This window comes from Pseudomonas sp. MF6776, assembly GCF_016613125.1.
Lineage (GTDB): Bacteria > Pseudomonadota > Gammaproteobacteria > Pseudomonadales > Pseudomonadaceae > Aquipseudomonas > Aquipseudomonas iridis.
Map to the genome: position 1 here is coordinate 58,443 of NZ_JAENSQ010000013.1, position 22,126 is coordinate 80,568.

The window sequence follows — 22,126 nt, forward strand, 5'->3', positions numbered from 1 at the left end:
TACTTATTTGGCACTTTGGCTCCTGACGTCCAGTCGTAACCTGCAAGCCCGAAGTTCGAGCCTGACTGTTCAGCGCACCTGATGTAAGGTGGCCATCATCAAGGTGGCCATGGATTGGAGTAAAGCAGTTGTTCAAAAAGTACGCATCCTACTTGAGCATTTGTTTGCTCGCAGCGCCGTTTGTCGCTTGTGCCGATGAATCACTGCCGCCATTGCAGACGCTGCCGACACCTCCTGCCGAAATGCCGGTCGAGTTGCAAAGTCCATTGCATGCCGTATTGATCGGTCTGCCACAGACCTGCCCGGCGCTCGCAAAGCAGCTCAGCGGCCCGTCGTTGCAACAGCTGCAAGCCTTCTATCAGCAGCAGGACTGGATGCCGGTATGGACCAGTGAATCTTCACGATTGCAGGCTTTGCAGAAGCAACTGCCGTTGCTGGCCGACGATGGCCTCAGCCCGCAACGCTATCCGGTCGCTTTGGCCGCGCCGCAGGATGGCGAGTTGTGTGCCGATATCGATATCAGCCGCTATTACCTGCAAGCCCTGCAGGATCTGCATTACGGCCGTCTGCTGCAATCACACTTCGAGCCGTTGTGGCATGCCGATGACACACAGCGTGACCGTCAGGCCGAACTGCTGGCGATTGCCGTGCCGGGTATGCATGACATTCCTGCAGCATTCGACCTGGCCCGTCCGCACTTGGCGCAATATCAGAAACTGCGCCAGCTCTACGCCGCGCAACGGCTCACAGCCTTGCCGAAATGGCAGTCGGTGGGCAGCGGGCCGCTGTTGCGCCCCTCCATGGAAGACAAGCGCGTGCCGGAACTGGCCCAGCGCTTGTACAGCGAAGGCTATCTGAGCCACGCGGTCGGCACTACCGACATTGTTTACGAAGGCGCGTTGGTGGACGCGGTGAAAAGCTTCCAGGCCAATCATTCGTTGCAGGCTGACGGTGTGGTCGGGCCGGGGACGATTGCCGAACTCAACATCAGCCCGCTGACCCGCCGTGAACAACTGCGGGTCAACCTTGAACGTTTCCGTTGGCTGGCCCAGGACATGGAGCCCGATGGTTTGCTGGTCAACGTCGCAGCGGCGGAACTGACCTTGTATAAGGGCGGCGAACCGGTGTGGCAGACGCGCACCCAGGTCGGCCGTGCCGAGCGCCAGACGCCGCTGCTCAAATCCCGTGTCACGCGCCTGACGCTGAACCCGACCTGGACCGTGCCGCCAACCATCTGGAAGGAAGACAAACTGCCGGAGATCCGCAAGGACCAGACCTTCCTCAGTCGGCATAATCTGCAAGTGCTGGATGCCAACGGTCAGCCGTTGGCGGCCGCAGACATCGACTGGGACCACCCCGGCAACATCCTTTTGCGCCAGGACGCGGGGCCACGCAATCCGTTGGGACAGATGGTCATTCGCTTCCCCAATCCGTTTTCGGTGTACTTGCATGACACGCCGAGCAAGGCACTGTTCGACAAAGGGCCGCGGGCATTCAGCTCAGGCTGCGTCAGGGTCGAGCACCCGATGCAACTGCGCGATCTGCTGCTCAGCCCTGCGGAGAGGGCACGCACCGACACCTTGCTCGCCACCGGCGCCACCCATGAGTTTCGCTTGTCGGCGCCGGTGCCGATCCTGATGACCTACTGGACGGCGCAGGTCGACAGCGCCGGTCACGTGCGTTATTCGCCAGACATCTACAGCCGTGACAGTGCCTTGTTGGTGGCCCTGGATCGCGCGCATTGAGCTTCAGCGGTCGCGGCGATTCCACAACACCCGCGCCAGCCACGCATCGATGCTCAACTTGCCGGCGCCGGCGAACACCAGCGGCACCAAAGCTGCCAGGTAAATCACCGGCAGCTTGAAGTTGCCGAAGCCCTTGTTGGTGATCGCGTAACCTTGGGCCAGTTCGCTCAATGACGACCAGTCGGTAGGCCAGTGCACGGCGGCGGTGGCGACGACGGTCACCACGATCAGCGAAATGGCCGAGATTCGCGTGCCGAAACCGATAAGGATCGCCAAGGCGCAGATCAGCTCGGCCCACATCGACAGTTCCCAGTTCAGTGTCGCCGGCAGGTGATCGAAGGGAAACGGGAATTTGTCCTGAATGTCTTCAAACCAGTTCTGCCCGTTGAACTTCTCGAGCCCCGACTCGAAAAATTCCCAGGCGATAAACACGCGCAGGGTCAGCGGCGCCAGCCAGGCACCGGCGCGGTCAAGGTTCAGGTGCAAGCCTTTGACGGCGCTCGAAAGGGTGGTGGTCATGGGGAATCTCCGGTGGATCGGGTGAGTGGGATCGACCGGGTGATTTGAGCGTTGGGGTGTATCGTTGGTGTGTCGCCACTGTGCGGATTTGTGCATTGGATGTGTCTGCCGCCTGGCGGTACACAGTGCGATACAGTCCACCGCATTGCCCTGTAGGAGCTGCCGAAGGCTGCGATCTTTTGATTTTGTCTTTAAAAAACCAAATCAAAAGATCGCAGCCTTCGGCAGCTCCTACATTGGGATAGTGTCTGGTCTTGGAACATGTGCGGAACGTGTAGACGCCATCGCTGGCAAGCCAGCTCCCACAGAGTCTAGCGGCGAACACAAGTTTTCCATCCGCCACAAAACCCGTGGGAGCTGGCTTGCCAGCGATGAACGATGATGCGGTCTACGGCTTGGCCACCCGCCACAAATACCAAGCCGCCACCGTCCGATACGGACTCCAGCCCAAACCAATCTCAACCATCTGCTTTCGCGTCGGCTGCACCTCCAACCCCTTCAACCGCCGATACCCCTCGCGCACGCCAAAATCATCCGCCGGCAAGATGTCCATCCGCTCAAGGCTGTAAATCAACAGCATCTCCACCGTCCAGCGCCCGACCCCGCGCAGGCTGACCAGTCGCTCGATCAGCGCTTCATCATCCATCGCCAACGCCGTGGCGTAATCCGGCACCACGCCATCCAGCGTCGCCTGGGCGATTCCTTGAATCGTCGCAATCTTGCCCGCCGAAAACCCACAGCTGCGCAGTTGATCAAACCCGGTGGCGAGGATTTGCTCCGGTCGCGGAAACGATTGCCCGGGAAACAACCCGACCAACCGACCGACAATCGCATCTCCAGCCTTGGCATGCAGTTGCTGATAGGCAATCGCCCGCACCAGCGATTCGTATGGATCGCGCGCCGGATGCGGTTGATGCAGGCAAGGGCCGACCGCGGCGATGTGTCGTTGCCAGTCGGCATCGAGCGTGGCGAGGAATGAGCTGGCCGTCTTATAAGCGTCAGCCACGCTGACAGCCCGGGCGGTTGATTGACCTGTCGAAATCAATCCGTGTGCTGCATGCGTCCATCGAAATCCCTTTTTATGAGTCGATTCAAGTCGTCAGAAAGCCAGTTGTTGTGTGAGCTGAACGGCGGCGTTTTCCAGCCTCAACAGGAACGCCTTGCGCGGCTGACCTCCACCATAGCCGGTGAGCGAGCCGTCCGCGCCGATCACCCGATGGCAAGGCACCACAATCGAGAGGCGATTTTGACCGTTGGCCAGGCCCACCGCGCGACTGGCGCCGGGTTTGCTCAGGCTGGCGGCAACGGCGCCGTAGGTGCTGGTTTGGCCGTAGGGGATTTGCTGCAGGGCCGACCAGACTTGCCGGGCGAACTCACTGCCGGGCAGGTGCAAGGCGACGGTGAAAGTGGTCAAGCGGCCGGCGAAATACTGCGCCAGCTCATGCTCGATCTGCTGTAGATGTGCGTTATGCCCCGGTGCGACCACGTAGCCATAGCAGTTCTGCAACTCCTCGACTTCCCGGGTCAATGCCGGCCGGTCAAGGAACTCCAGCAACACCAGACCGCGTTGCTCAGCCATGGCAATCATCGGCCCCAGCGGCGTGGTCAATCGGGTAAACAACAGCGGTTCACTGTGGGCGGTGCGGCCCGGGGTGATGTGGAATGATTTCTGGAAAGCATCGCGAAACCCGCTCAGCGATTCATACCCGGAATCGAACGCTGCGTGGTCGATCGAGGTGCCTTGCTTGATCCCGCCCAGCGCCATGCCCAGGCGCCGGGTGCGTAGCCAGGCATGAAATGTCATGCCGAAATGCTGCTTGAACCAGCGCCGCAGCTTCAGCGGCTCAATGCCTTCGGCGAGCAATTGCGCATCGCTCCAGCGCAGCTCTGGGTCAGCGTCGACGGCCGCGAGCAAACGCTGTATCCAGTCCGGTGCAATGGCCGCAGCGTCCAGCGGTTTGCAGCGCAAGCAAGCGCGGTAACCGGCGCTCATGCATTCATCGGCATGGGCGAAGAACTCGACGTTTTCCGGTTTCGGTTTGCGTGCGGTGCAACTGGGACGGCAGAAGATCCCTGTGGTTTTTACGGCCGTGAAGAACACGCCTTCATAGGCAGTGTCGCGTTCGAGCATAGCGCGAACCATCTCGGCGTGGGGCGGCAGGGCAGCGGTTTGTATGTTCATGGGGTGAGAGTAAAACCAGATTCTCGATGGCTCCACCGAAAAATCGACAATGAATTCCGGCTAACGCTGAACTATTGTAGGGGCTGCCGCAGGCTGCGATCTTTTGATGTTGATCCTGAGCAAACAAGATCAAAAGATCGCAGCCTGCGGCAGCTCCTACAGTTTGTTGAGGTCTGCCCAATGCATCCGTTTGTAATTCAGCACATTGATCACATCGTCCTGCGCGTCGCCGACTTGCAACGCAGCATCGATTTCTACGGCCAGGTGTTCGGCGCCGAAGTGGTCAAATTCAACGAACCGCTGGGGCTGGTGCATTTGCGCGCCGGTACGTCGATGATCGATCTGGTCGACCTTCAAGGCGACATCGGCCGCCAGGGTGGTGCAGCGGCGGGTGCCGAGGGGCGCAACGTCGATCACTTCTGCCTGCGAATCGAGCCATTCGATGAAGCGGCGCTGATCGAGCACTTGCGGGCACACGGCCTCAGCGTCGAAAAAGCCGCCACCCGCTTCGGTGCCGAGGGCAACGGCTTGTCGCTGTACTGTTTCGACCCGGATGGCAATCAGGTCGAACTCAAAGGTCCGTCACAGACTTAAGCCCGCTTCGCAGGCCCATACAGTCAGGCGGTGCCGTCGCGTTACAGCAACCCCAGGCGCATCAAATCGGGTCGAACTTTTCGCGTCAGAGGGAACTCTGAAATGTCCGAGGGCCGTGGTTTCGTCTGAAAAAACGATCTGCGCGGTCAGAAATGTCGTTTGACGTGTAAAATTTCACGCGACGTTTTTACACCCCGAATGGCCCCAGGCGGCCTCACCAAGAGCGACATACATGCAAGCAAAGGCCCGTGAGGTTTATGTGCCACCGGTGCTGCAAGATTTGCGGGCCGGCACTGCCGAACTGCACATCGCACTGGAAAAACGCCTTCCTTTTTTCTCCGATACGCTCGATTTACCTGCTTTCAAGCGCTTGATAGCGGCCTATTACGGCTTCTATTTCCCGCTGGAAAACGCATTGCAGCGCAGTGGTTCAGTCCCCGACGATTTCGACCTGACGCCACGCCTCAAAACCCATACATTGCGCGGCGATCTGCAAGCGTTGGGGTTAGCGCCCGCTTCGCTGGAAAACCTGCCGATCTGCGATCAGTTGCCCGTGATTGATTCGAGCGCTGCGTGCCTGGGTGTGCTGTACGTGCTCGAGGGCGCAACCCTCGGCGGACAGATCCTGCGTCGAGAAATCTCCGCACGGTTGGGCCTTGAAGCAGACAACGGCGCTGCCTTCCTCGATGTCTACGGCGCTGCCACCGGCCGTCGCTGGCGCGATTTCATCGAATACCTGGGCAATCGCCCGATGGACGCTGATCAGCGCAAAGCGGTCGTGCTGGCCGCGCAAACCACATTCAGTTGCTTCGAGCGCTGGCTCGAATGCCAGGAGGTATTGGCATGAATCCGCAAGACAAGAAAGACTTTGAAGAACTGCTGGCCAACTGTGCTGACGAGCCGATCCGCTTCCCCGGCGCAATCCAGCCTCACGGTTTACTGCTGACGTTGAGCGAACCGGCGCTTGAGATCATTCAGATCAGCGCCAACGTTGAAACCCTTCTGGGCCGTGCGCCAGAGGCGTTGATTGGCCAGCCATTGGTGGATTTGCTGGGTGAAGTGCACACAGCACAAGTGCGTGAGGCGTTGCAGCAAGCGGCGTTCTTCGACGCGCCGCGGTTGTACCTCCACCTCAATGGCACCGCGTTCGAGGGGTTGCTGCATCGACATCAGGGCGTATTGATTCTTGAGCTGGAGATTCACGTCGAAAACTTCCAGCCGCGCAATGTTGCCGGCAGCCAGACAAATCTGGGGCGCATGCTCCAGCGTCTGCAAGCGGCCACGACGCTGCAGGCGCTGTACGACATCAGCGTCAAGGAAATCCAGGCGATCACCGGGTATGACCGGGTGCTGATCTATCGTTTCGAAGAAGAGGGACACGGCCAGGTCATCGCCGAAGCGTCCGATCCGTCGATGGAAGTCTTCAACGGACTGTTCTTCCCGGCCTCGGATATTCCCGAACAGGCGCGAGAGCTGTACCGGACAAATTGGCTGCGGATCATTCCCAACGCCGACTATCAACCGGTGCCACTTGTACCGAAGTTGCGTCCGGATACGCAGACGCCGCTGGATTTGAGTTTTGCGACGCTGCGCAGCGTGTCACCGATTCACTGCCAATACATGAAGAACATGGGCGTGCTGTCGTCGATGAGCATTTCCCTGCTCAAGGGTGACGAGCTCTGGGGGCTGATCAGTTGCGGCAACCGTCAGCCACTGCATGTACCGCATGAATTGCGCACCGCTTGCCAGACCATCGGCCAGGTGCTTTCGCTGCAGATCAGCGCGATGGAGGCGCTGGAGGTCAGTCGCCAGCGTGAAGAGAAGGTCGAAGCGCTGGCGCTGCTCAATCAGGCCATGATCGATTCGCCGCAAAATGTCTTCGACGGCTTGGCCAATCAGCCACAGGTTCTGATGGCGCTGGCCGATGCCGGCGGTGTCGCAATCATTGAAGACAAGCAATTGCATCGTTACGGCAACTGCCCTGAACCGGAAGACATCCGCGCCCTGCACAAATGGTTGCAGGAAAGCGCCGAGCCGGTGTTCGCCAGTCACCATCTGGCCAGCGTTTATCCACCCGCCGCGCAGTATCCCCACGTGGCCAGCGGCGTACTTGCCATGAGCCTGCCAAAACCGGTGGACAACGGCGTGCTGTGGTTCCGAGCGGAAGTGAAAGAAAACATCAACTGGAGTGGCGATCCGCGCAAGCCGCTGGATCTGGAAAATTCTGATTCGGGCATGCGCCTGCGCCCGCGCACCTCGTTTGAAATCTGGAAGGTCGAGATGGCCGGTATTTCCGCCAAGTGGAGCCATGGCGACCTGTTTGCGGCCAACGATTTGCGCCGGTCGGCGCTGGAAAACGATCTGGCCCGTCAGGTACGACGCGAGCAGGAAGCCGTGCGTGCCCGCGATGAACTGGTGGCCGTGGTTTCCCACGACCTGCGCAATCCAATGACCGTCATTTCGATGCTCTGCGGCATGATGCAGAAAGCGTTCAGCTCCGACGGCCCGCACACCTCGCGGCGAATCTCGACGGCCATCGACACCATGCAACAGGCGGCCGGGCGTATGAATACGCTGCTGGAAGACTTGCTCGATACCTCCAAGATCGACGCCGGGCGATACAGCATCACGCCGCAGAAACTCGACGTCAGCCAGATGTTCGAAGAGGCGCAAGCCTTGCTCGCGCCGCTGGCACTGGACAAAGACATCAGCATTTCCTTCGCGGCTGATCCGGATCTGCGCATCCATGCCGACCCGGAGCGGCTGTTTCAGGTGTTGTCGAATCTGGTGGGCAACGCCATCAAATTCACCCCGCGCCTGGGTTCGGTTGGCGTGCACGCGAAATCAGTCGGCAATGAAATCGTCTTCATCGTGCGCGACAGCGGCGAAGGCATTCCCAAGGAACACCTGCCTCACGTGTTCGACCGTTACTGGACGGTGAAAGAAGGTAATCCGACTGGCACCGGCCTGGGTTTGTACATCAGCCAAGGCATCGTCGAAGCGCATGGCGGCCAGATCTTCGCCGACAGTGAGCCGGGGCAGGGCAGCGAATTCCGTTTCACCGTGCCGCGCCTCGACTGATCCAATTGCCTGCACTTCGCCCCTGTAGGAGCTGCCGCAGGCTGCGATCTTTTGATCTTGATTCTAAAGAAAAGTCAAAAGATCGCAGCCTGCGGCAGCTCCTGCAGGGGTTAGTCGTTTCAGGTTCAGGGTGATTTTCTTCAATACCGGTGACCAGTCGCTGGTTACCGTGAGCACCTTGTTCCTCGTTTTGAAGCAGGTGTGCGATGAGTCTTGTTCTTTCGATGGCGGCGTTTGCTCTGGCAGCGTCCATTACCCCCGGCCCGGTCAACATCGTGGCGCTGAGCTCCGGTGCGCAGTTCGGCTTTCGCGCCAGCCAGCGACATGTCGCCGGGGCGACGTTGGGGTTTGTGCTGTTGCTGGTGCTGATGGGATTGGGCCTGCACGAAATCCTCAAGCTCTGGCCATTCATGACCCGCGTGGTGCAACTGGCCGGGGTGGCGTTTCTGCTGTTCATGGCCTGGAAGCTCGCGACCCATGACGGGCAACTGAATGCCGGCGACTCGGGGCGTGCCCCATCCATGCTCTATGGCGCCGTCATGCAATGGCTCAATCCGAAGGCCTGGCTGGCTTGCGTCGCCGGCATGGGCGCGTTTGTTGCTGATGGCGAGGCACGGTTGGTTTGGCAGTTTGCGGCGGTGTATCTGGTGATCTGCTATGTGTCGGTGGGCTGCTGGGCGTATGCCGGGACGTTTTTGCGTGGGTATCTGGGTAATCCGGCGGGGATGCGCCTGTTCAATCGGCTGATGGCGGGGTTGTTGGTAGTGAGTGCGGTTTATCTGTTGCTACCGTAGTTGCTTGAAGATCAACAGATCGCAGCCTTCGGCAGCTCCTACACCGATCCTTGTAGGAGCTGCCGAAGGCTGCGATCTGTTGATTCTGAACGACCCGGTCAGCCGCGATACTGGCCGGGCGTTGCTGCCAGATGCTGTTTGAACGCCCGTTGGAAGTGCGCCTGATCGGCAAACCCCGCCTCCAGCGCCACATCGGCAATCAACTGTCCGCTGCGTAATCGCTCGCGAGCGAACTGGATGCGTTGGTTGACCAGAAAAGCATGCGGCGTCATGCCGAAATGTTGCTTGAAGGCGCGGATCAGGTAGGACGGTGACAGCTGCGCCGCGCGGCAAATGTCATCCAGGCTCAGCAGATCGGTGCAGTGTTCACGGATGTAGTCGGCGGCACGTTCGAGCTTGAAATTCGGCTCGCGCACCGGCTGTTGCGCCGGGTTCAGGCGCAATTGCAGATCGGTGAAAAACTCCACCGCTGCGCTCTGTTTGCGCAGGGCATCCTGCTGGTTATCGACCAGTACCTCATACAACCCGTTGAGATCACGGAACAGCCCGGCGTCGTCGAGATGGGTGGTCGCGAAACGCCGGAACTCAAGCTCGGCGGCAAACCCCAGTTGATGCTGCAAGTCCGTCAACCACGGTGTCTCGACGTAAAGCATCAGGTACGACCACGGCTGATCATCAATCGGATTGCACGCATGCACATCCCCCGGATTCATCAACACCACGGTGCCCGCCGCGACTTCGAACTGCGCCTGTTCATGCACATACGTGCTGTGCCCGGCAGTGATCGCACCAATGGAAAAGTGCGCGTGGGAATGCCGCGCGTAACACACCTCGCGACCATCGGCGATGGCCCGCGCCTCAATGAACGGCAGGGCCTCATCACGCCAGAAGCGCGGGGCTTTTTCAGGGTTTTTGGCGGCAGCGTGTTTCATCATCGTCCTTCCCGGCAGGCCAGCGCCCGAGTGTATTAGCTCTGGCCGGCAAAGGCTCGTTGCAGTCTGTAGTCAGACCGGTAATTTTCGCGTCATCGAAGATCGAGCAGTAGAACCTCGCGGCGGCTTCAGCCTGATTGTCGAACCACAGGCACGGGGTGAGTTTTTGAAAGCGTTGCCTGGCAGTCGTCCTCGGCAGGTAAGACATGCTGGATTAACAGCGTAGTCAGTCCTTCGTCGATTAGTGGTGCCGTAGATCGATTTAAACTGGCGTGCGGGAATGTGTTTACGCACGGTACACATGGGTGAACAGAGGAGATCCACCATGGACCGATTCACGGGTGGCTGCCTGTGCGGCGACATTCGCTTCGAAGCCTCAGGGCAACCCTACCGCGTGGGACTTTGCCATTGTCTCGACTGCCGCAAACGCCATGGCGCGTTGTTTCATGCCTCGGCGATTTTTCCTGCGAGCGCAGTGACGGTTACTGGCGAAACGCGTGACTACAATGGGCGGTTTTTTTGCCCACGCTGTGGTTCTCCCGTGTTTACGCGTTCGGCTGATGAGGTTGAGGTGAACGTGGGGTCGCTCGATCAGCCTGATCAATTCAAACCCACTTATGAGCTCTGGACGATTCGGCGTGAGTCCTGGCTGCCGGCGCTTCCTGTTGCTCACCATTACGAACGGGATCGCGAGGGTCGTGGGCGTTCCGAGGACTAGTGCGTGACGGGGCCGCAGGACAAGATCAAAAGCGGTGTGCACCGTCGGCACGTTTTTAAACAGCCAAAAGCAGACCCTCTCCCAAAGGGAAAGGGAACTGACCGAGGTGTTGGCGAGAAGTACACCGACGTGGGATATCGAGTCGAACTCAAGTGTTGAAAAGCCCAGATATCGGCTCCCTCTCCCTCGGGAGAGGGCTGGGGTGAGGGGCGAGTACACCACGAGCCCCAAAGCCGACCGCCTGCGCTTCTCACCACTCAAGTTGCCATATTTCACTGTATGCACTCAGAACCTGTGGGAGCGAGCCTGCTCGCGAAAGCGGTGGGTCAGTCAGCTTGATATTCACTGACAGACCGCTTTCGCGAGCAAGCTCGCTTCTACAGGGCCAAGTCTCTGACTCCAGAAATGATCACCCGCGAATAAACGCCAACAAATCCGCATTAATCGTCGCCGCCTCAGTCGTCGGCATCCCGTGCGGGAATCCCGGATACGACTTCAACGTGCCATTTGGCAGCAATTTCGCCGACAAAGGCGCCGAGTTCTCATAGGGAACAATCTGGTCATCTTCGCCATGCATCACCAGCACCGGCACCGTCACCCGCTTTAGATCCTCAGTGAAATCGGTCTGCGAGAACGCCACGATGCCGTCGTAATGCGCCTTCGCGCCGCCAATCATGCCCTGGCGCCACCAGTTGGCGATAACACCTTCCTGCGCCTCGGCACCCGGTCGGTTATAGCCGTAGAACGGACCGCTCGGTACATCTCGATAGAACTGCGCACGATTGGCCGCAAGTTGTGCCTGCAAGTCATCGAACACCGATTTCGGCAAACCACCCGGGTTGCTTTCGGTCTTGACCATCAGCGGTGGCACCGCGCTGATGATCGCGGCTTTGAGGACTGTGTCCTGGCCATGGCGGGCGATGTAGTGGATGACTTCACCGCCGCCGGTGGAGTGGCCGACGTGCACGGCTTTTTTCACGCCCAGATGGTTGACCACCGCAAGGACATCATCGGCGTAGTGATCCATGTCGTGACCGTCCCAGACCTGGCTCGAACGTCCGTGGCCACGGCGATCATGGGCAATCACCCGAAAGCCTTGCCCCAGAAAGAACAGCATCTGTGCATCCCAGTCGTCGGAGCTGAGCGGCCAGCCATGGTGAAAGTGGATGACCGGGGCGTCCTTCGGTCCCCAGTCCTTGTAGAAAATTTCGACGCCATCTTGGGTGGTGACAAATCCCATGTTCGCTACTCCTGACACATATGGAGGGCAATCCGCGAGATGTTCGCGAATCGGTTCGCTGGTACGAGTGTTCCTCTGGCGGCGCAGTGCGAGCCGTTATCAACTGTAGGATTAAAGTCGACATGTGCATGACCGGTGGTCGCCACGTCTGGCTTGAGGCGCAAATTAGGCTTTGCTGAAAGGGATAAGCCGAGGCGCGCGCAGGCTTTACAGCCGCAGTGACGTCCCTTCAGAACACCGTGAGTCTGAGGAAAACCCCGATGCTGACTTTGAATATCAATGGCAAGGATCAGGAGCTCGACGTCCCTGCGGACATGCCGTTGCTCTGGGTCCTGCGCGATGTCGCGCACCTGACCGGCACCAAATTCGGTTGCGGCATGGCGCAGTGCGGCGCGTGCACCGTGCATGTCGATGGCGCGCCGTTGCGTGCCTGTATCACCCCGGCCACGGCCGTCGCCCATGGGCAGAAAATCCTCACCATCGAAGGTTTGTCCACGGATGGCTCGCACCCTGTGCAGCAGGCCTGGGCCGAACTCGATGTGGTGCAGTGCGGTTATTGCCAGTCCGGGCAGATCATGTCGGCCGCTGCCTTGCTGGCGAAAATCCCCAAACCTACCGACAGCGATATCGATCAGGCGCTTTCCGGCAACATCTGCCGCTGCGGCACTTACCCAAGAATTCGCGCAGCGGTCAAACGTGCGGCCGAGATCGGTTGAACCTGACGGGGAGATAAACGATGAACAGTCCCGTATCGCGTCGGGGTTTTCTCAAAGGCAGTGCCCTGTTGGGCGGCGGTCTGGTGGTGGCGTTTGCCGTGCCTGGCGGCCACCGGTTTGCCATGGCGGCGGAGGGTGAGGGCAAAGTCTTTGCGCCGAATGCCTTTCTGCGCATCGGCGCCGACAACAGCGTCACCGTACTGCTCGGGCATTCGGAAATGGGCCAGGGCATCTGGACCGGCCTGACCATGCTGATCGCCGAAGAACTGGACGCTGACTGGTCGACCATCCGCGTCGAACATTCGCCCGCGTCGGCGGCGGATTACGGCATGCCCGCTTTCGGCGGCATGCAGATTACTGGCGGCTCGACGTCAACCTGGATGGAGTTCGACCGCTATCGGTTGGCCGGTGCAACGGCCCGGCAGATGCTGGTCGAGGCGGCGGCCAAGCGCTTCGACGTCGCGCCTTCGACGATTCGCACCGAATCGGGTGTGGTGATTGCTGGCGATAAACGCGCAACCTACGGCGAACTGGCGGACGCCGCCGGGCAACTGCCGGTACCGGATCCGAAATCCATCACGTTCAAGGAGGCCAAGGACTGGAAAGTCATCGGCAAACCGACCAAACGCCTCGATACCCCGGAGAAAATCACCGGCCGCGCCAAGTTCGGCATGGACGTGCAATTCGAGGGTTTGATGACCGCCATGGTCGCCCGTGCGCCGGCTTTCGGGGCGACGGTCGAGTCCTTCGAAGGCGCTCAAGCATTGGCGATCCCGGGCGTACATAAAGTGCTGCAGGTGCCGAGTGGCGTCGCGGTAATTGCGGAGCATTACTGGGCGGCGAAACTGGGCCGCGATGCGCTGAAAGTCGATTGGGACCTTGGGCCTCACGCGGATCTGAGCAGCGAAAAACTACTGGAAAGCTTTCGCAAACTGGCCACCACACCGGGCACATCAGCCAGTCAGGCCGGCGATGCCAAGGCCAACTTCAGCAAAGCGGCGAAGAAGATCGACGTTGAGTACAGCGTGCCTTACCTGGCGCATGCGCCGATGGAACCTTTGAACTGCACGGTGAAAATCAGCGAGCAGAAATGTGAAATCTGGACGGGCACGCAGTTTCAGACACTCGATCAAATGGTTGCCGGAAAAATCACCGGGTTGAAGCCCGAGCAGGTGGAGATCCATACGGAATTCCTCGGCGGCGGGTTTGGCCGCCGGGCCAATCCGACTTCGGATTTTGTCGCTGAAGCCGTGCAGGTGGCGAAAGCGGCGGGTCTGCCGGTGAAAACCGTGTGGTCGCGGGAGGACGATATCCGCGGCGGTTATTACCGCTCGATGTTCCTGCATCAGGCGCGAATCGGCCTTGGCGCGGATGGGCTGCCCCTGAGCTGGCAGCATGTGCTGGTCGGCCAGTCGATCATGACTGGCACGTTGCTGGAAGCGACCATGGTCAAGAACGGCATCGACCCGACGTCCGTCGAAGGTGTCAGCGACAGTCCGTACGTCAAAGGTCTGGCCCATCATCAGGTCGATCTGCATTCACCGCAGACCGGAATCAACGTGCTGTGGCTGCGTTCGGTGGGGCATAGCCACACGGCGTTTGTCATGGAGTCGCTGATCGACGAAATGGCCACGGCGGCGGGCAAGGACCCGGTCGAATACCGGCGAACATTGCTCAAGGAGCATCCGCGTCATCTCGGCGTGCTCAATCTGGCGGTTGAGAAGGCCAACTGGACAGCGCCGCTGCCGGAGGGCCATGCACTGGGTGTCGCGGTGCACGAATCGTTTGGCAGTTACGTGGCGCAGGTCGCGCAGGTGTCCCAGGACAATCTGGCGATTCGCGTGCATCGGGTGGTGTGCGCGGTGGACTGTGGGATTGCGGTCAACCCGCAGAGCATCGCGGCGCAGATGGAATCGTGCATCACCTTCGGTCTGGGCATGGCGCTGCACAGCAAGCTCACGCTCAAGGACGGTGCGGTCGTGCAGTCCAACTATCACGATTATCAGGTGCTGCGGCTTAACGAAATGCCGGTGGTCGAGGTGCACATCGTACCCAGCAGCGACAAACCTGGCGGCATCGGCGAGGCCGGTGTGCCGCCGACCGCACCGGCGGTGGCCAACGCGGTGTACGCCCTGACCGGGCAACGCCTGCGCGAACTGCCGCTGCAACTGTCGGGGGTATGAGATGAAACGACATCTGGTCTTGGGAACGATGGTGTTGGTCGGTCTGGGCGGCTACGCCGCGGATTTGTTCGCCGACGAGCAGGAGGCCTTGAAAGCCTTCGCCACGGTGCAGAAAGTCTTTCAGAGTCCGCGCTGCCAGAACTGCCACATTCCCGGTGATTCGCCGCTGCAATTCGACGCCGGCATTCCTCATGCGATGAGCGTGGTGCGCGGTATGGACGGCAAGGGCGCCGCCGGTTTGCCTTGTGCCACGTGTCATGCTGACAACAATCCGCCGGCCAGTTACGGCCCCCATGCCCCTCCGGGGGCGCCGCACTGGAGCCTGCCGCCAGCGGCGCACAAAATGGCCTGGATCGGCCTGCCGCCGGACAAGCTGTGCGCGATGATCAAAGACCGTTCGAGCAATGGCGACCGCGATTTCGCCGCGCTGATCAAACATGTCAGCGAGGACAAACTGGTGCTTTGGGGCTGGAATCCCGGCACCGGCCGCGCGCCAGTGCCGGTGCCGCACGACATATTCGTGAACCAGTTCAAGCTCTGGGCCGATGCTGGGGGCCCATGTCCTGTGGTAGGTGGTTGATGGGGTGAGGCCGAGGAGAATTAGCGCTACTCTTAGGAACATTGATGCCAATGGAGTGTGTGATGCTGGTTCCCCGAAAACCTGCCAACGAAGAGGCGCGCATTCAGGCGCTGCATGGCCTCAATCTTCTGGATTCGGCCCCCGAAGAGCGTTTCGACCGACTCACGCGGCTGGCCAAACGCCTGTTCAATGTGCCCATTGCATTGGTGACGCTGGTGGACAAGGACCGTCAGTGGTTTAAATCCTGTGTCGGGCTCGATGCTACCGAGACGTCGAGGGACATTTCCTTCTGCGGCCACGCGATTCTCAAGGATGACCTCCTGCTGGTGCGCGATGCCCGCGAGGATGAGCGCTTCCATGACAATCCGTTGGTGACCGGCGAGCCGAACATTCGTTTCTACGCCGGCTACCCGCTGACCGTGCCCACTGGCAACAAACTTGGGACGTTGTGCCTGATCGACACCAAACCCCGTGATCTCGACGAAGAGGAGCGTGCACTGCTACGTGATCTGGCCGAAATGGCCGAGCAAGAGCTGACGGCGGTGCAGATGGCGAGCATGGACGAGCTGACGCTGCTGTCCAATCGTCGCGGCTTCAAGCAACTGGCTCAGCATGCGCTGGACGCTTGCGCGCGGTTGCACCGGCCGGCGACGCTGCTGTTTTTCGACCTCAACGACTTCAAACAGATTAACGACCTTTACGGTCACGCCGAGGGTGACAGTGCGCTCAAGACTTTCGCCGACGTCCTGCGTATCGCCTTTCGTGAGAGCGATGTGGTCGGACGCCTGGGCGGCGATGAATTCGTCGCACTGCTGACCGGCTCCAGCCACATCGAGACCACAGCGGTCATGGCACGCCTCAAGGAAATTCTCGAAGAACGCAACGCCACGCTCCACCGTGGTTACGCCATCCGCTTCAGCGTCGGCCAGATCGAATACGACGCGCAACGCCACGACAACGTCGACCGCCTGCTGGCCGACGCGGACGCGGCGATGTACGCGCACAAACAGGCGTTGAAGCGTATCCAGTAAGGACCTGAAGCGCAGTGCCCGCGCCCACACGGGCGGCGGCATGCCTGAACTCCAGCAAACCGCTCAAAACATAATGGCGCTGGTGACGTTCGGCGCGTTGTCATCGTTCGTACGGACTCAAGGATTGATAGAACGCCAACCAGGCCGCATGGCAGGTCTCGGCATCTTTCAGGTCGAGGGTAGCCCCGGCACGCTCCAGGGCTGATGCTTCGCGCTCCTTGAACATGTGATCGACTGCGGCCTGGGCGATGGCGTTGATTGCGGGTGAGGCGTAGGTGTCGGGAATCGCGGCCGACTGCCGCGTGAACGGCGCCCCCGGTACGTCGAGACGCTCAATGGTGCCCTGACAGATCGCCTGCTCACGAGGACGCGTGCCGCGCCGGTAGGCCTCGTCATCGAATGGCAGCTCGCGCTGAGCGGCTGACGTCAACAGTGAGGGGGGAATGTCCCTGCGCAACCGCACCTGCGAGTGGCGCACGAAAATTTCGAAAATCCGCGAGGTAAAACCCTCGAGCAACGCGATGATGGCGAACGACCCCGCACCGGCAGGCTGCTGCGGCTCTGCTACCGGGTGCAGCGCAAACAGTTGCAGCGTACCGTCTTCGATATCGAGCCTTTGCTGCAACGGCAGCTCGCAGAACGCTTCCTTGATCAGCGCGACGTAGGCGTTTTTCAAACGCGTCAGGCGGCTGGCCAGTGCAGACTGAAATTGCCCCGATACCTTTCTAAGTCGGGAAAACTGCGGCGCCATCGTTTGCAGATTCAACGCTGCCAGCGTCGAGCGCCAGTGCGTCATGTCGGGCTTCAACCTGTCGGCCATGTGCAGCTCGACGAGGGAGTAAAAAGGCGCCTGGTTGTGCGCATTGGCGCTGGCGTCGCTCGCGACCAGAACCCTGTCTTCCAGGTGCAGGTGATGGCCGAAGACAGTCTGCAGATCGGCCAGTGCCACGGTGTAAGGCGTGGCGAACCCTGAGTCGAAAGCTTCCTGGCGCAGCCGGTCCAACGCTTGCGTGTGCGCGCTGAACCGGGCGGCAGCCTGTCCCAGCGTTGCTGCGTCATAGGTGTTGCCGGCAAGCTCGGGATCACGCTGGATCAGACCTCGGGCGATGGCCCAGTCGGCGACCAGCGCAGCGCTCGCATACTTGCTCTCGTACGTCTGTGCAGTCAGCGCGATCGGGATGCTGGCCAGGGTCATCAGTTGGTCGAACGACATCAGTCGGCTCAGGCCTGACTTGAGATGCTCGACATGCAACACCGTCTGTTTCAGTTTGACCCAGTCAATGGAGCTGATGTACGTGACGGAGTCCGGGATGCCGCGAATCAGAAACTCCGGCGCAATGCCCGACAACAGCAAATGGGTGGCCAGGGTTTTGTTTGTGATCGCGGCCAGACCGGATTGATGCTCGATGAAGCGACGCACCTCGCTCAGACTTTCACCCCAGAAAAAGCGGTCGTTCAACGGTTGGCCCACGACCCGATCGAGCTGCTCGCCGATGTTCGCATCAAGACTGAGGATCAGCGCCGCCATTATCAGACGTTCGCGGTTGACGGCAATCAATGCCTTCTCTTTGTACGCCTGCTTGAACGCACTCAACAATTGGTTGCCCAGCGCATGCGAACGGGGCGTGATGAGGATCTGGCTGATCCGGTAATCCGCTTTGGCCAGCAGTGTTGCGCGGGGCAGGTCGGTGTCGACGCCTTCGCTCAGGTAGTCGATCAGCGGTGCGCTGTCAGGGGGGACGAATGCCTGGGTGGTGTCGATGATCAGCTGGCGTTGCTCCACGGTAAATCGCTCGGCGTTTTTGCCGGGGTGGCCTAACAGGTACCAGTGATCCATGTAAGAGGGATGCAGGGCCAGCAGGGTTTTTTCCCACTGCGCGATGCGTCGCGCCGATTCGACGTTGTCGGGCAGATTCATTTCATAGAAACGCATCATTTGCCTCAGGCTGACCTTGCCGTTGCTGCGCATGGCGCCACCGGCCTCGGCCGCCAGTGATTTAAGCCGCTCGAGCATGGCATTCAGCTCCCTGTTCTTTTTCACCTTTGCCGTCAGGTTGACCCAACTGTCGTTCCTGCCTGGCGTCCCCACGTGGCCCCTTTCGCTTACCAACAATGGGCTGTTCGCCCGCAGGTTTTCGCGCCTGAGAATCGCTTGAAACGCAGCATTGGCCCTGAACGCCGCCAGGGTCACCTTATCGGCGGCCACCCGGTGCCCCAATGAAGAAACCGGCATCGGTTGGCTCTGTTCCGTCAGATCAATTGGCGCCGTGGCGTCTTTGTTACGGCTCAACGCCTCCAGCCGCCGAATGATGTGCTGGCAGTTCTCGACGTCGCCGAAAGCCTGTTGGTAACGCAGGATGGGCAGCGCGGTCTGCACATACTCACTGACGTAGGGCAGGGGCGGCCAGGTCTGCTGGCGCAAACGCGAGACCAGCGTGCGGGCTTGCTGGTTGCTTTGCGGCAATGGGTAGCCGTACCGGCTCAAAACGTGGTCGAGGTCGATGGCCAAAGCGGCGTTGGACAGCAGCGAGCCTGACGTGAGGGTAATCGGCAGGCCGGCAATGCTCGCACGGTCGAACGGCCGCTTCAGTTGCTCGTCGTCCGCAAGGGCCTGTTCGAGTGTCGTCGCAATGTCGCGAAGATCCTGGAGCTGAGTGCTGCGCTCTACGACCAGCGCGGACGTCGTGTGGCCGTCGGCGTTGATGCGTGCGAGGCCGCTGTGTTTCAGCTCATTGATCAATGCGCGAGCCTGCTGCACGTTTTGTGGCTCCGGATAACCGTAAAACGCCAGCACCACGCGGCGCGGAAAGCGATGCAGCGGGTTGGCTGACTTGCCGCCGACATACGGCAGGCCGAATCCGGCCGTATCGATGCGCTGGGAGATCGACCACAGGATCGGTGCCATTTGCCACCAGCCGGAGTCGTCCTCCAGGGTGAATGTGCGCAGGGTGCGCGTCCCGTTCGGGGCAGTCAGGACCTGTAACGTGTCGTCCTTGAGATTGAGGGTGTCGAGGTCGATGTGGAACCGGCTGGCCCAGTCGAGAAATTCCGGGCGCTCCAGTGCAGACCAATAAAGCTCTGTCCACTCATGCAGCAGGCACTCGTGCGGAATTTCCAGGGTGCGCAGCGGGGCGCCGGGGCTGGCGACCGGCACGGCGGTCAATTCATCGATGAGGCATCGGATCAGCGCCTGTTCGCGCCGGTCGCGTTGCGGTTGCTGTTCGGTTTCGTCCATCAGTGTTCTCCTGTAGGCGGTTGAAAACCGCTGAGCGTCGATTGTCGAACGACGGGGAGAACCTCCGGTGGTACATAGTTATCGCTCGTGCGCGAGTTTTGCGCAGGCGAAAAAAAACCGCCTCGAAAGGCGGTTTTTTTCTACATCGAGATCACTCTTCGATGTTGCCCATGGCGGTGGTGTTGAAGCCGCCGTCCACGTACATGATTTCACCGCTGATGCCCGACGCCAGGTCAGAGCACAGGAACGCGCCGGCGTTGCCGACTTCGTCGATGGTGACGTTGCGACGCAGTGGGGTCTGCGCCTCGTTGGCGGCCAGCATCTTGCGGAAGTTCTTGATGCCGGAAGCGGCCAGCGTACGGATCGGGCCAGCCGATACGCAGTTGACGCGGGTGCCGTCCGGACCCAGGGAACCGGCCAGGTAACGTACGCCAGCTTCCAGCGAAGCCTTGGCCATGCCCATTACGTTGTAGTTAGGCATGGTGCGCTCGGCGCCCAGGTACGACAGGGTCAGCAGGCTGCCGTTGCGGCCTTTCATCATTTCGCGGCCGGCTTTGGCCAGGGCCACGAAGCTGTAGGCGCTGATGTCGTGAGCGATGCGGAAACCGTCACGGGTGGTGGCTTCGGTGAAGTCGCCGTCCAGTTGGTCGCCCGGTGCGAAGCCAACGGAATGCACGATGCAGTCCAGGCCGTCCCACTTCTTGCTCAGTGCTTCGAAGACCTTGGCGATTTCTTCATCGCTGGCCACGTCGCACGGGAAGCACAGCTCAGGGCTCGAACCCCAGCCTTGGGCGAATTCTTCAACACGACCTTTCAGTTTGTCGTTCTGATAAGTGAAGGCAAGCTCAGCGCCCTCGCGATGCATGGCGGCAGCGATGCCGGATGCGATGGACAGCTTGCTGGCGACACCGACGATCAGTACGCGCTTACCGGCGAGAAAACCCATGTGTTGCTCCTCTTTCAGGTTATTGCGCAGTGGCTGGTGCCAAAAAAGCGGCTTCCAGCAACTGCTGTGTATACGGATGTTCAGGGGCTGCAAAGATTTCTTGCGCGTCTCCCTGTTCGACCACTTGGCCATGCTTGACCACCATCAACTGGTGGCTCAGCGCTTTGACGACAGCCAGATCATGGCTGATGAACAAATACGTCAGGTTGTACTTGGCTTGCAGTGAACGCAACAGCTCCACCACTTGCCGCTGCACCGTCCGGTCGAGCGCTGAAGTCGGCTCGTCCAGCAGGATCAGCGCCGGTTTGAGCACTAACGCTCGAGCAATGGCGATGCGTTGCCGTTGCCCACCGGAAAATTCGTGGGGGTAGCGGTGCCGGGTTTCCGGATCCAGACCTACCTCCTTCAATGCCGCAATAATTGCCGCTTCCTGTTCGGCGGCGGTACCCATCTTGTGAATCCGCAGGCCTTCACCAACGATGTCGCTGACGCACATCCGCGGGCTCAGGCTGCCGAACGGGTCCTGAAACACCACCTGCATCTCCCGTCGCAACGGGCGAATCTCGTTCTGCGTCAGGCAGTCTAGCTGCTTGCCTTCAAAACGGATCGCGCCTTTGCTGGCGATCAGCCGCAAAATCGCCAGACCCAGCGTGGATTTACCGGAACCGCTTTCGCCCACAATGCCCAAAGTCTGACCTTGAGGCAGGCTGAAATTGATGCCGTCCACTGCCTTGACGTAATCCACCGTGCGCTTGAGCAAGCCTTTCTTGATCGGGAACCAGACTTTCAAGTCCTCGACCTCAAGCAGCGGCGCCCCGATTTTATTGGTCGCCGGGCCTCCGCTGGGCTCCGCGCCGAGCAATTCCCGAGTGTACGGATGCTGCGGCGAACGGAACAGCTCTGCGCACGATGCCTGTTCGACGATGCAACCGCGCTGCATGACACATACGCGATGCGCAATTCTTCGCACCAGGTTCAAATCGTGACTGATCAGTAGCAGCGACATGCCCAATCGGGCCTGAAGTTCCTTGAGCAAATCGAGGATTTTCAGCTGAACGGTCACGTCCAGCGCCGTGGTTGGTTCATCGGCAATCAGCAATTCCGGCTCGTTGGCCAGGGCCATGGCGATCATCACCCGCTGGCGCTGGCCGCCGGACAATTCGTGGGGCAGGGCCTTGAGGCGCTTGTGCGGCTCGGGGATGCCCACCATTTCCAAAAGCTCCAGCGTGCGCCTGGTCGCGACTTTGCCGGTCAGCCCCTTGTGGATGCCGAGCACCTCGTTGATCTGCTTCTCGATCGAGTGCAGCGGATTGAGCGAGGTCATCGGCTCCTGAAAAATCATCGCGATGCGGTTGCCGCGGATGTGGCGAATGGTTTTCTCGCTCAGGCCCAACAGGTTTTGCCCGCCGTAATTGATGCTGCCGGCCGGATGCCGCGCCATCGGGTACGGCAGCAAACGCAGGATGGAGTGGGCGGTCACCGATTTGCCCGAGCCGGATTCGCCGACCAGCGCCAGGGTTTCGCCGCGTTTGATGTCGAAGCTCACGCCCTCTACCACCCGGTGCAGGCGCTCGCCGACACCAAATTCGACGGCGAGGTCGCGCACTTCGATCAGATTGTCCTGATTCAT

At 60.2% G+C, this 22,126-nt stretch carries 18 protein-coding genes and 1 pseudogene; 10 read left to right on the plus strand and 9 right to left on the minus strand.

What is annotated here, in order from left to right:
• Positions 1-128: 128 nt before the first annotated feature.
• Positions 129-1,745, plus strand: a complete 1,617-nt coding sequence (locus JJD74_RS16545) for a L,D-transpeptidase family protein (RefSeq protein WP_200615854.1) — start codon at positions 129-131, stop codon at positions 1,743-1,745.
• A gap of 3 nt (positions 1,746-1,748) precedes the next feature.
• Here JJD74_RS16545 and JJD74_RS16550 read toward each other — a convergent pair whose 3' ends face one another.
• The 3 genes from JJD74_RS16550 to JJD74_RS16560 form a co-directional block, all read right to left on the minus strand.
• Positions 1,749-2,264, minus strand: a complete 516-nt coding sequence (locus JJD74_RS16550; RefSeq protein ID WP_200615857.1) for an HvfX family Cu-binding RiPP maturation protein — start codon at positions 2,262-2,264, stop codon at positions 1,749-1,751.
• Between the two features lie 388 nt (positions 2,265-2,652).
• Positions 2,653-3,270, minus strand: coding sequence for a DNA-3-methyladenine glycosylase family protein (locus tag JJD74_RS16555; protein ID WP_200615861.1), 618 nt, complete (start codon positions 3,268-3,270; stop codon positions 2,653-2,655).
• A 93-nt stretch (positions 3,271-3,363) separates the two neighbouring features.
• Positions 3,364-4,446 (minus strand): bifunctional transcriptional activator/DNA repair enzyme AdaA, encoded by a 1,083-nt coding sequence (locus tag JJD74_RS16560; protein WP_200615864.1) that lies wholly within the window; start codon positions 4,444-4,446, stop codon positions 3,364-3,366.
• Positions 4,447-4,626: 180 nt separating this feature from the next.
• Between JJD74_RS16560 and JJD74_RS16565 the strand changes: the two genes are divergently transcribed.
• From JJD74_RS16565 to JJD74_RS16580, 4 genes are all read left to right on the plus strand, one after another.
• On the plus strand, positions 4,627-5,040 hold the full coding sequence (locus JJD74_RS16565) for a VOC family protein (RefSeq protein ID WP_200615868.1): 414 nt from the start codon (positions 4,627-4,629) through the stop codon (positions 5,038-5,040).
• A gap of 232 nt (positions 5,041-5,272) precedes the next feature.
• Positions 5,273-5,887 carry a biliverdin-producing heme oxygenase gene (locus JJD74_RS16570; protein WP_042558784.1) on the plus strand — a complete coding sequence of 205 codons (615 nt, stop codon included), beginning with the start codon at positions 5,273-5,275 and terminating at the stop codon, positions 5,885-5,887.
• Positions 5,884-8,121 (plus strand): ATP-binding protein, encoded by a 2,238-nt coding sequence (locus JJD74_RS16575; RefSeq protein WP_200615872.1) that lies wholly within the window; start codon positions 5,884-5,886, stop codon positions 8,119-8,121. The genes JJD74_RS16570 and JJD74_RS16575 overlap by 4 nt, the downstream gene beginning before the upstream one ends.
• Before the next feature lie 206 nt (positions 8,122-8,327).
• The gene (locus JJD74_RS16580; RefSeq protein ID WP_200615875.1) at positions 8,328-8,915 is read left to right on the plus strand and encodes a LysE family translocator; all 588 of its coding nucleotides are present in this window, start codon (positions 8,328-8,330) and stop codon (positions 8,913-8,915) included.
• A 98-nt stretch (positions 8,916-9,013) separates the two neighbouring features.
• Here the strand turns inward: JJD74_RS16580 and JJD74_RS16585 are convergent, their stop codons facing one another.
• Together JJD74_RS16585 and JJD74_RS31480 are read right to left on the minus strand one after the other, a co-directional pair.
• On the minus strand, positions 9,014-9,847 hold the full coding sequence (locus JJD74_RS16585; RefSeq protein WP_200616022.1) for an AraC family transcriptional regulator: 834 nt from the start codon (positions 9,845-9,847) through the stop codon (positions 9,014-9,016).
• A gap of 70 nt (positions 9,848-9,917) precedes the next feature.
• Positions 9,918-10,055: pseudogene (locus tag JJD74_RS31480) on the minus strand (VOC family protein); the annotation flags it as partial.
• Between the two features lie 117 nt (positions 10,056-10,172).
• Here JJD74_RS31480 and JJD74_RS16595 point away from each other — a divergent pair.
• A complete protein-coding gene (locus JJD74_RS16595; protein WP_080963915.1) occupies positions 10,173-10,565 on the plus strand; it encodes a GFA family protein in 393 nt (130 codons plus the stop codon).
• 409 nt (positions 10,566-10,974) lie between these two features.
• Here the strand turns inward: JJD74_RS16595 and JJD74_RS16600 are convergent, their stop codons facing one another.
• Complete coding sequence (locus JJD74_RS16600; protein ID WP_200615879.1) at positions 10,975-11,805, minus strand: alpha/beta fold hydrolase; 831 nt, start codon at positions 11,803-11,805, stop codon at positions 10,975-10,977.
• A gap of 260 nt (positions 11,806-12,065) precedes the next feature.
• On the opposite strand from JJD74_RS16600, the gene JJD74_RS16605 reads away from it, so the two are divergent.
• From JJD74_RS16605 to JJD74_RS16620, 4 genes are all read left to right on the plus strand, one after another.
• Positions 12,066-12,521 (plus strand): (2Fe-2S)-binding protein, encoded by a 456-nt coding sequence (locus JJD74_RS16605; RefSeq protein ID WP_007965305.1) that lies wholly within the window; start codon positions 12,066-12,068, stop codon positions 12,519-12,521.
• Positions 12,522-12,541: 20 nt separating this feature from the next.
• Positions 12,542-14,704 (plus strand): xanthine dehydrogenase family protein molybdopterin-binding subunit, encoded by a 2,163-nt coding sequence (locus JJD74_RS16610; protein ID WP_200615882.1) that lies wholly within the window; start codon positions 12,542-12,544, stop codon positions 14,702-14,704.
• A 1-nt stretch (position 14,705) separates the two neighbouring features.
• Complete coding sequence (locus JJD74_RS16615; protein ID WP_200615885.1) at positions 14,706-15,284, plus strand: hypothetical protein; 579 nt, start codon at positions 14,706-14,708, stop codon at positions 15,282-15,284.
• A gap of 62 nt (positions 15,285-15,346) precedes the next feature.
• Positions 15,347-16,315, plus strand: a complete 969-nt coding sequence (locus JJD74_RS16620) for a GGDEF domain-containing protein (protein ID WP_042558791.1) — start codon at positions 15,347-15,349, stop codon at positions 16,313-16,315.
• Positions 16,316-16,415: 100 nt separating this feature from the next.
• Here JJD74_RS16620 and JJD74_RS16625 read toward each other — a convergent pair whose 3' ends face one another.
• The 3 genes from JJD74_RS16625 to JJD74_RS16635 form a co-directional block, all read right to left on the minus strand.
• Entirely contained in the window at positions 16,416-19,550 is a 3,135-nt protein-coding gene (locus tag JJD74_RS16625; protein ID WP_200615889.1) for a hypothetical protein, read from the minus strand.
• 151 nt (positions 19,551-19,701) lie between these two features.
• A complete protein-coding gene (gene fabI, locus JJD74_RS16630; RefSeq protein ID WP_007910591.1) occupies positions 19,702-20,496 on the minus strand; it encodes an enoyl-ACP reductase FabI in 795 nt (264 codons plus the stop codon).
• Positions 20,497-20,515: 19 nt separating this feature from the next.
• Positions 20,516-22,126: an ABC transporter ATP-binding protein gene (locus JJD74_RS16635; protein WP_047300747.1), complete on the minus strand. Its 1,611-nt coding sequence runs from the start codon at positions 22,124-22,126 to the stop codon at positions 20,516-20,518.

Coding starts and splice junctions, on each gene's coding strand:
- JJD74_RS16550 (WP_200615857.1), bottom strand. CDS start 2,264: ATGACCACCACCCTTTCGAGCGCCGTCAAAGGCTTGCACCTGAACCTT.
- JJD74_RS16560 (WP_200615864.1), bottom strand. CDS start 4,446: ATGAACATACAAACCGCTGCCCTGCCGCCCCACGCCGAGATGGTTCGC.
- JJD74_RS16565 (WP_200615868.1), top strand. CDS start 4,627: ATGCATCCGTTTGTAATTCAGCACATTGATCACATCGTCCTGCGCGTC.
- JJD74_RS16570 (WP_042558784.1), top strand. CDS start 5,273: ATGCAAGCAAAGGCCCGTGAGGTTTATGTGCCACCGGTGCTGCAAGAT.
- JJD74_RS16575 (WP_200615872.1), top strand. CDS start 5,884: ATGAATCCGCAAGACAAGAAAGACTTTGAAGAACTGCTGGCCAACTGT.
- JJD74_RS16580 (WP_200615875.1), top strand. CDS start 8,328: ATGAGTCTTGTTCTTTCGATGGCGGCGTTTGCTCTGGCAGCGTCCATT.
- JJD74_RS16585 (WP_200616022.1), bottom strand. CDS start 9,847: ATGAAACACGCTGCCGCCAAAAACCCTGAAAAAGCCCCGCGCTTCTGG.
- JJD74_RS16595 (WP_080963915.1), top strand. CDS start 10,173: ATGGACCGATTCACGGGTGGCTGCCTGTGCGGCGACATTCGCTTCGAA.
- JJD74_RS16600 (WP_200615879.1), bottom strand. CDS start 11,805: ATGGGATTTGTCACCACCCAAGATGGCGTCGAAATTTTCTACAAGGAC.
- JJD74_RS16605 (WP_007965305.1), top strand. CDS start 12,066: ATGCTGACTTTGAATATCAATGGCAAGGATCAGGAGCTCGACGTCCCT.
- JJD74_RS16610 (WP_200615882.1), top strand. CDS start 12,542: ATGAACAGTCCCGTATCGCGTCGGGGTTTTCTCAAAGGCAGTGCCCTG.
- JJD74_RS16615 (WP_200615885.1), top strand. CDS start 14,706: ATGAAACGACATCTGGTCTTGGGAACGATGGTGTTGGTCGGTCTGGGC.
- JJD74_RS16620 (WP_042558791.1), top strand. CDS start 15,347: ATGCTGGTTCCCCGAAAACCTGCCAACGAAGAGGCGCGCATTCAGGCG.
- JJD74_RS16625 (WP_200615889.1), bottom strand. CDS start 19,550: ATGGACGAAACCGAACAGCAACCGCAACGCGACCGGCGCGAACAGGCG.
- fabI (WP_007910591.1), bottom strand. CDS start 20,496: ATGGGTTTTCTCGCCGGTAAGCGCGTACTGATCGTCGGTGTCGCCAGC.
- JJD74_RS16635 (WP_047300747.1), bottom strand. CDS start 22,126: ATGAATCAGGACAATCTGATCGAAGTGCGCGACCTCGCCGTCGAATTT.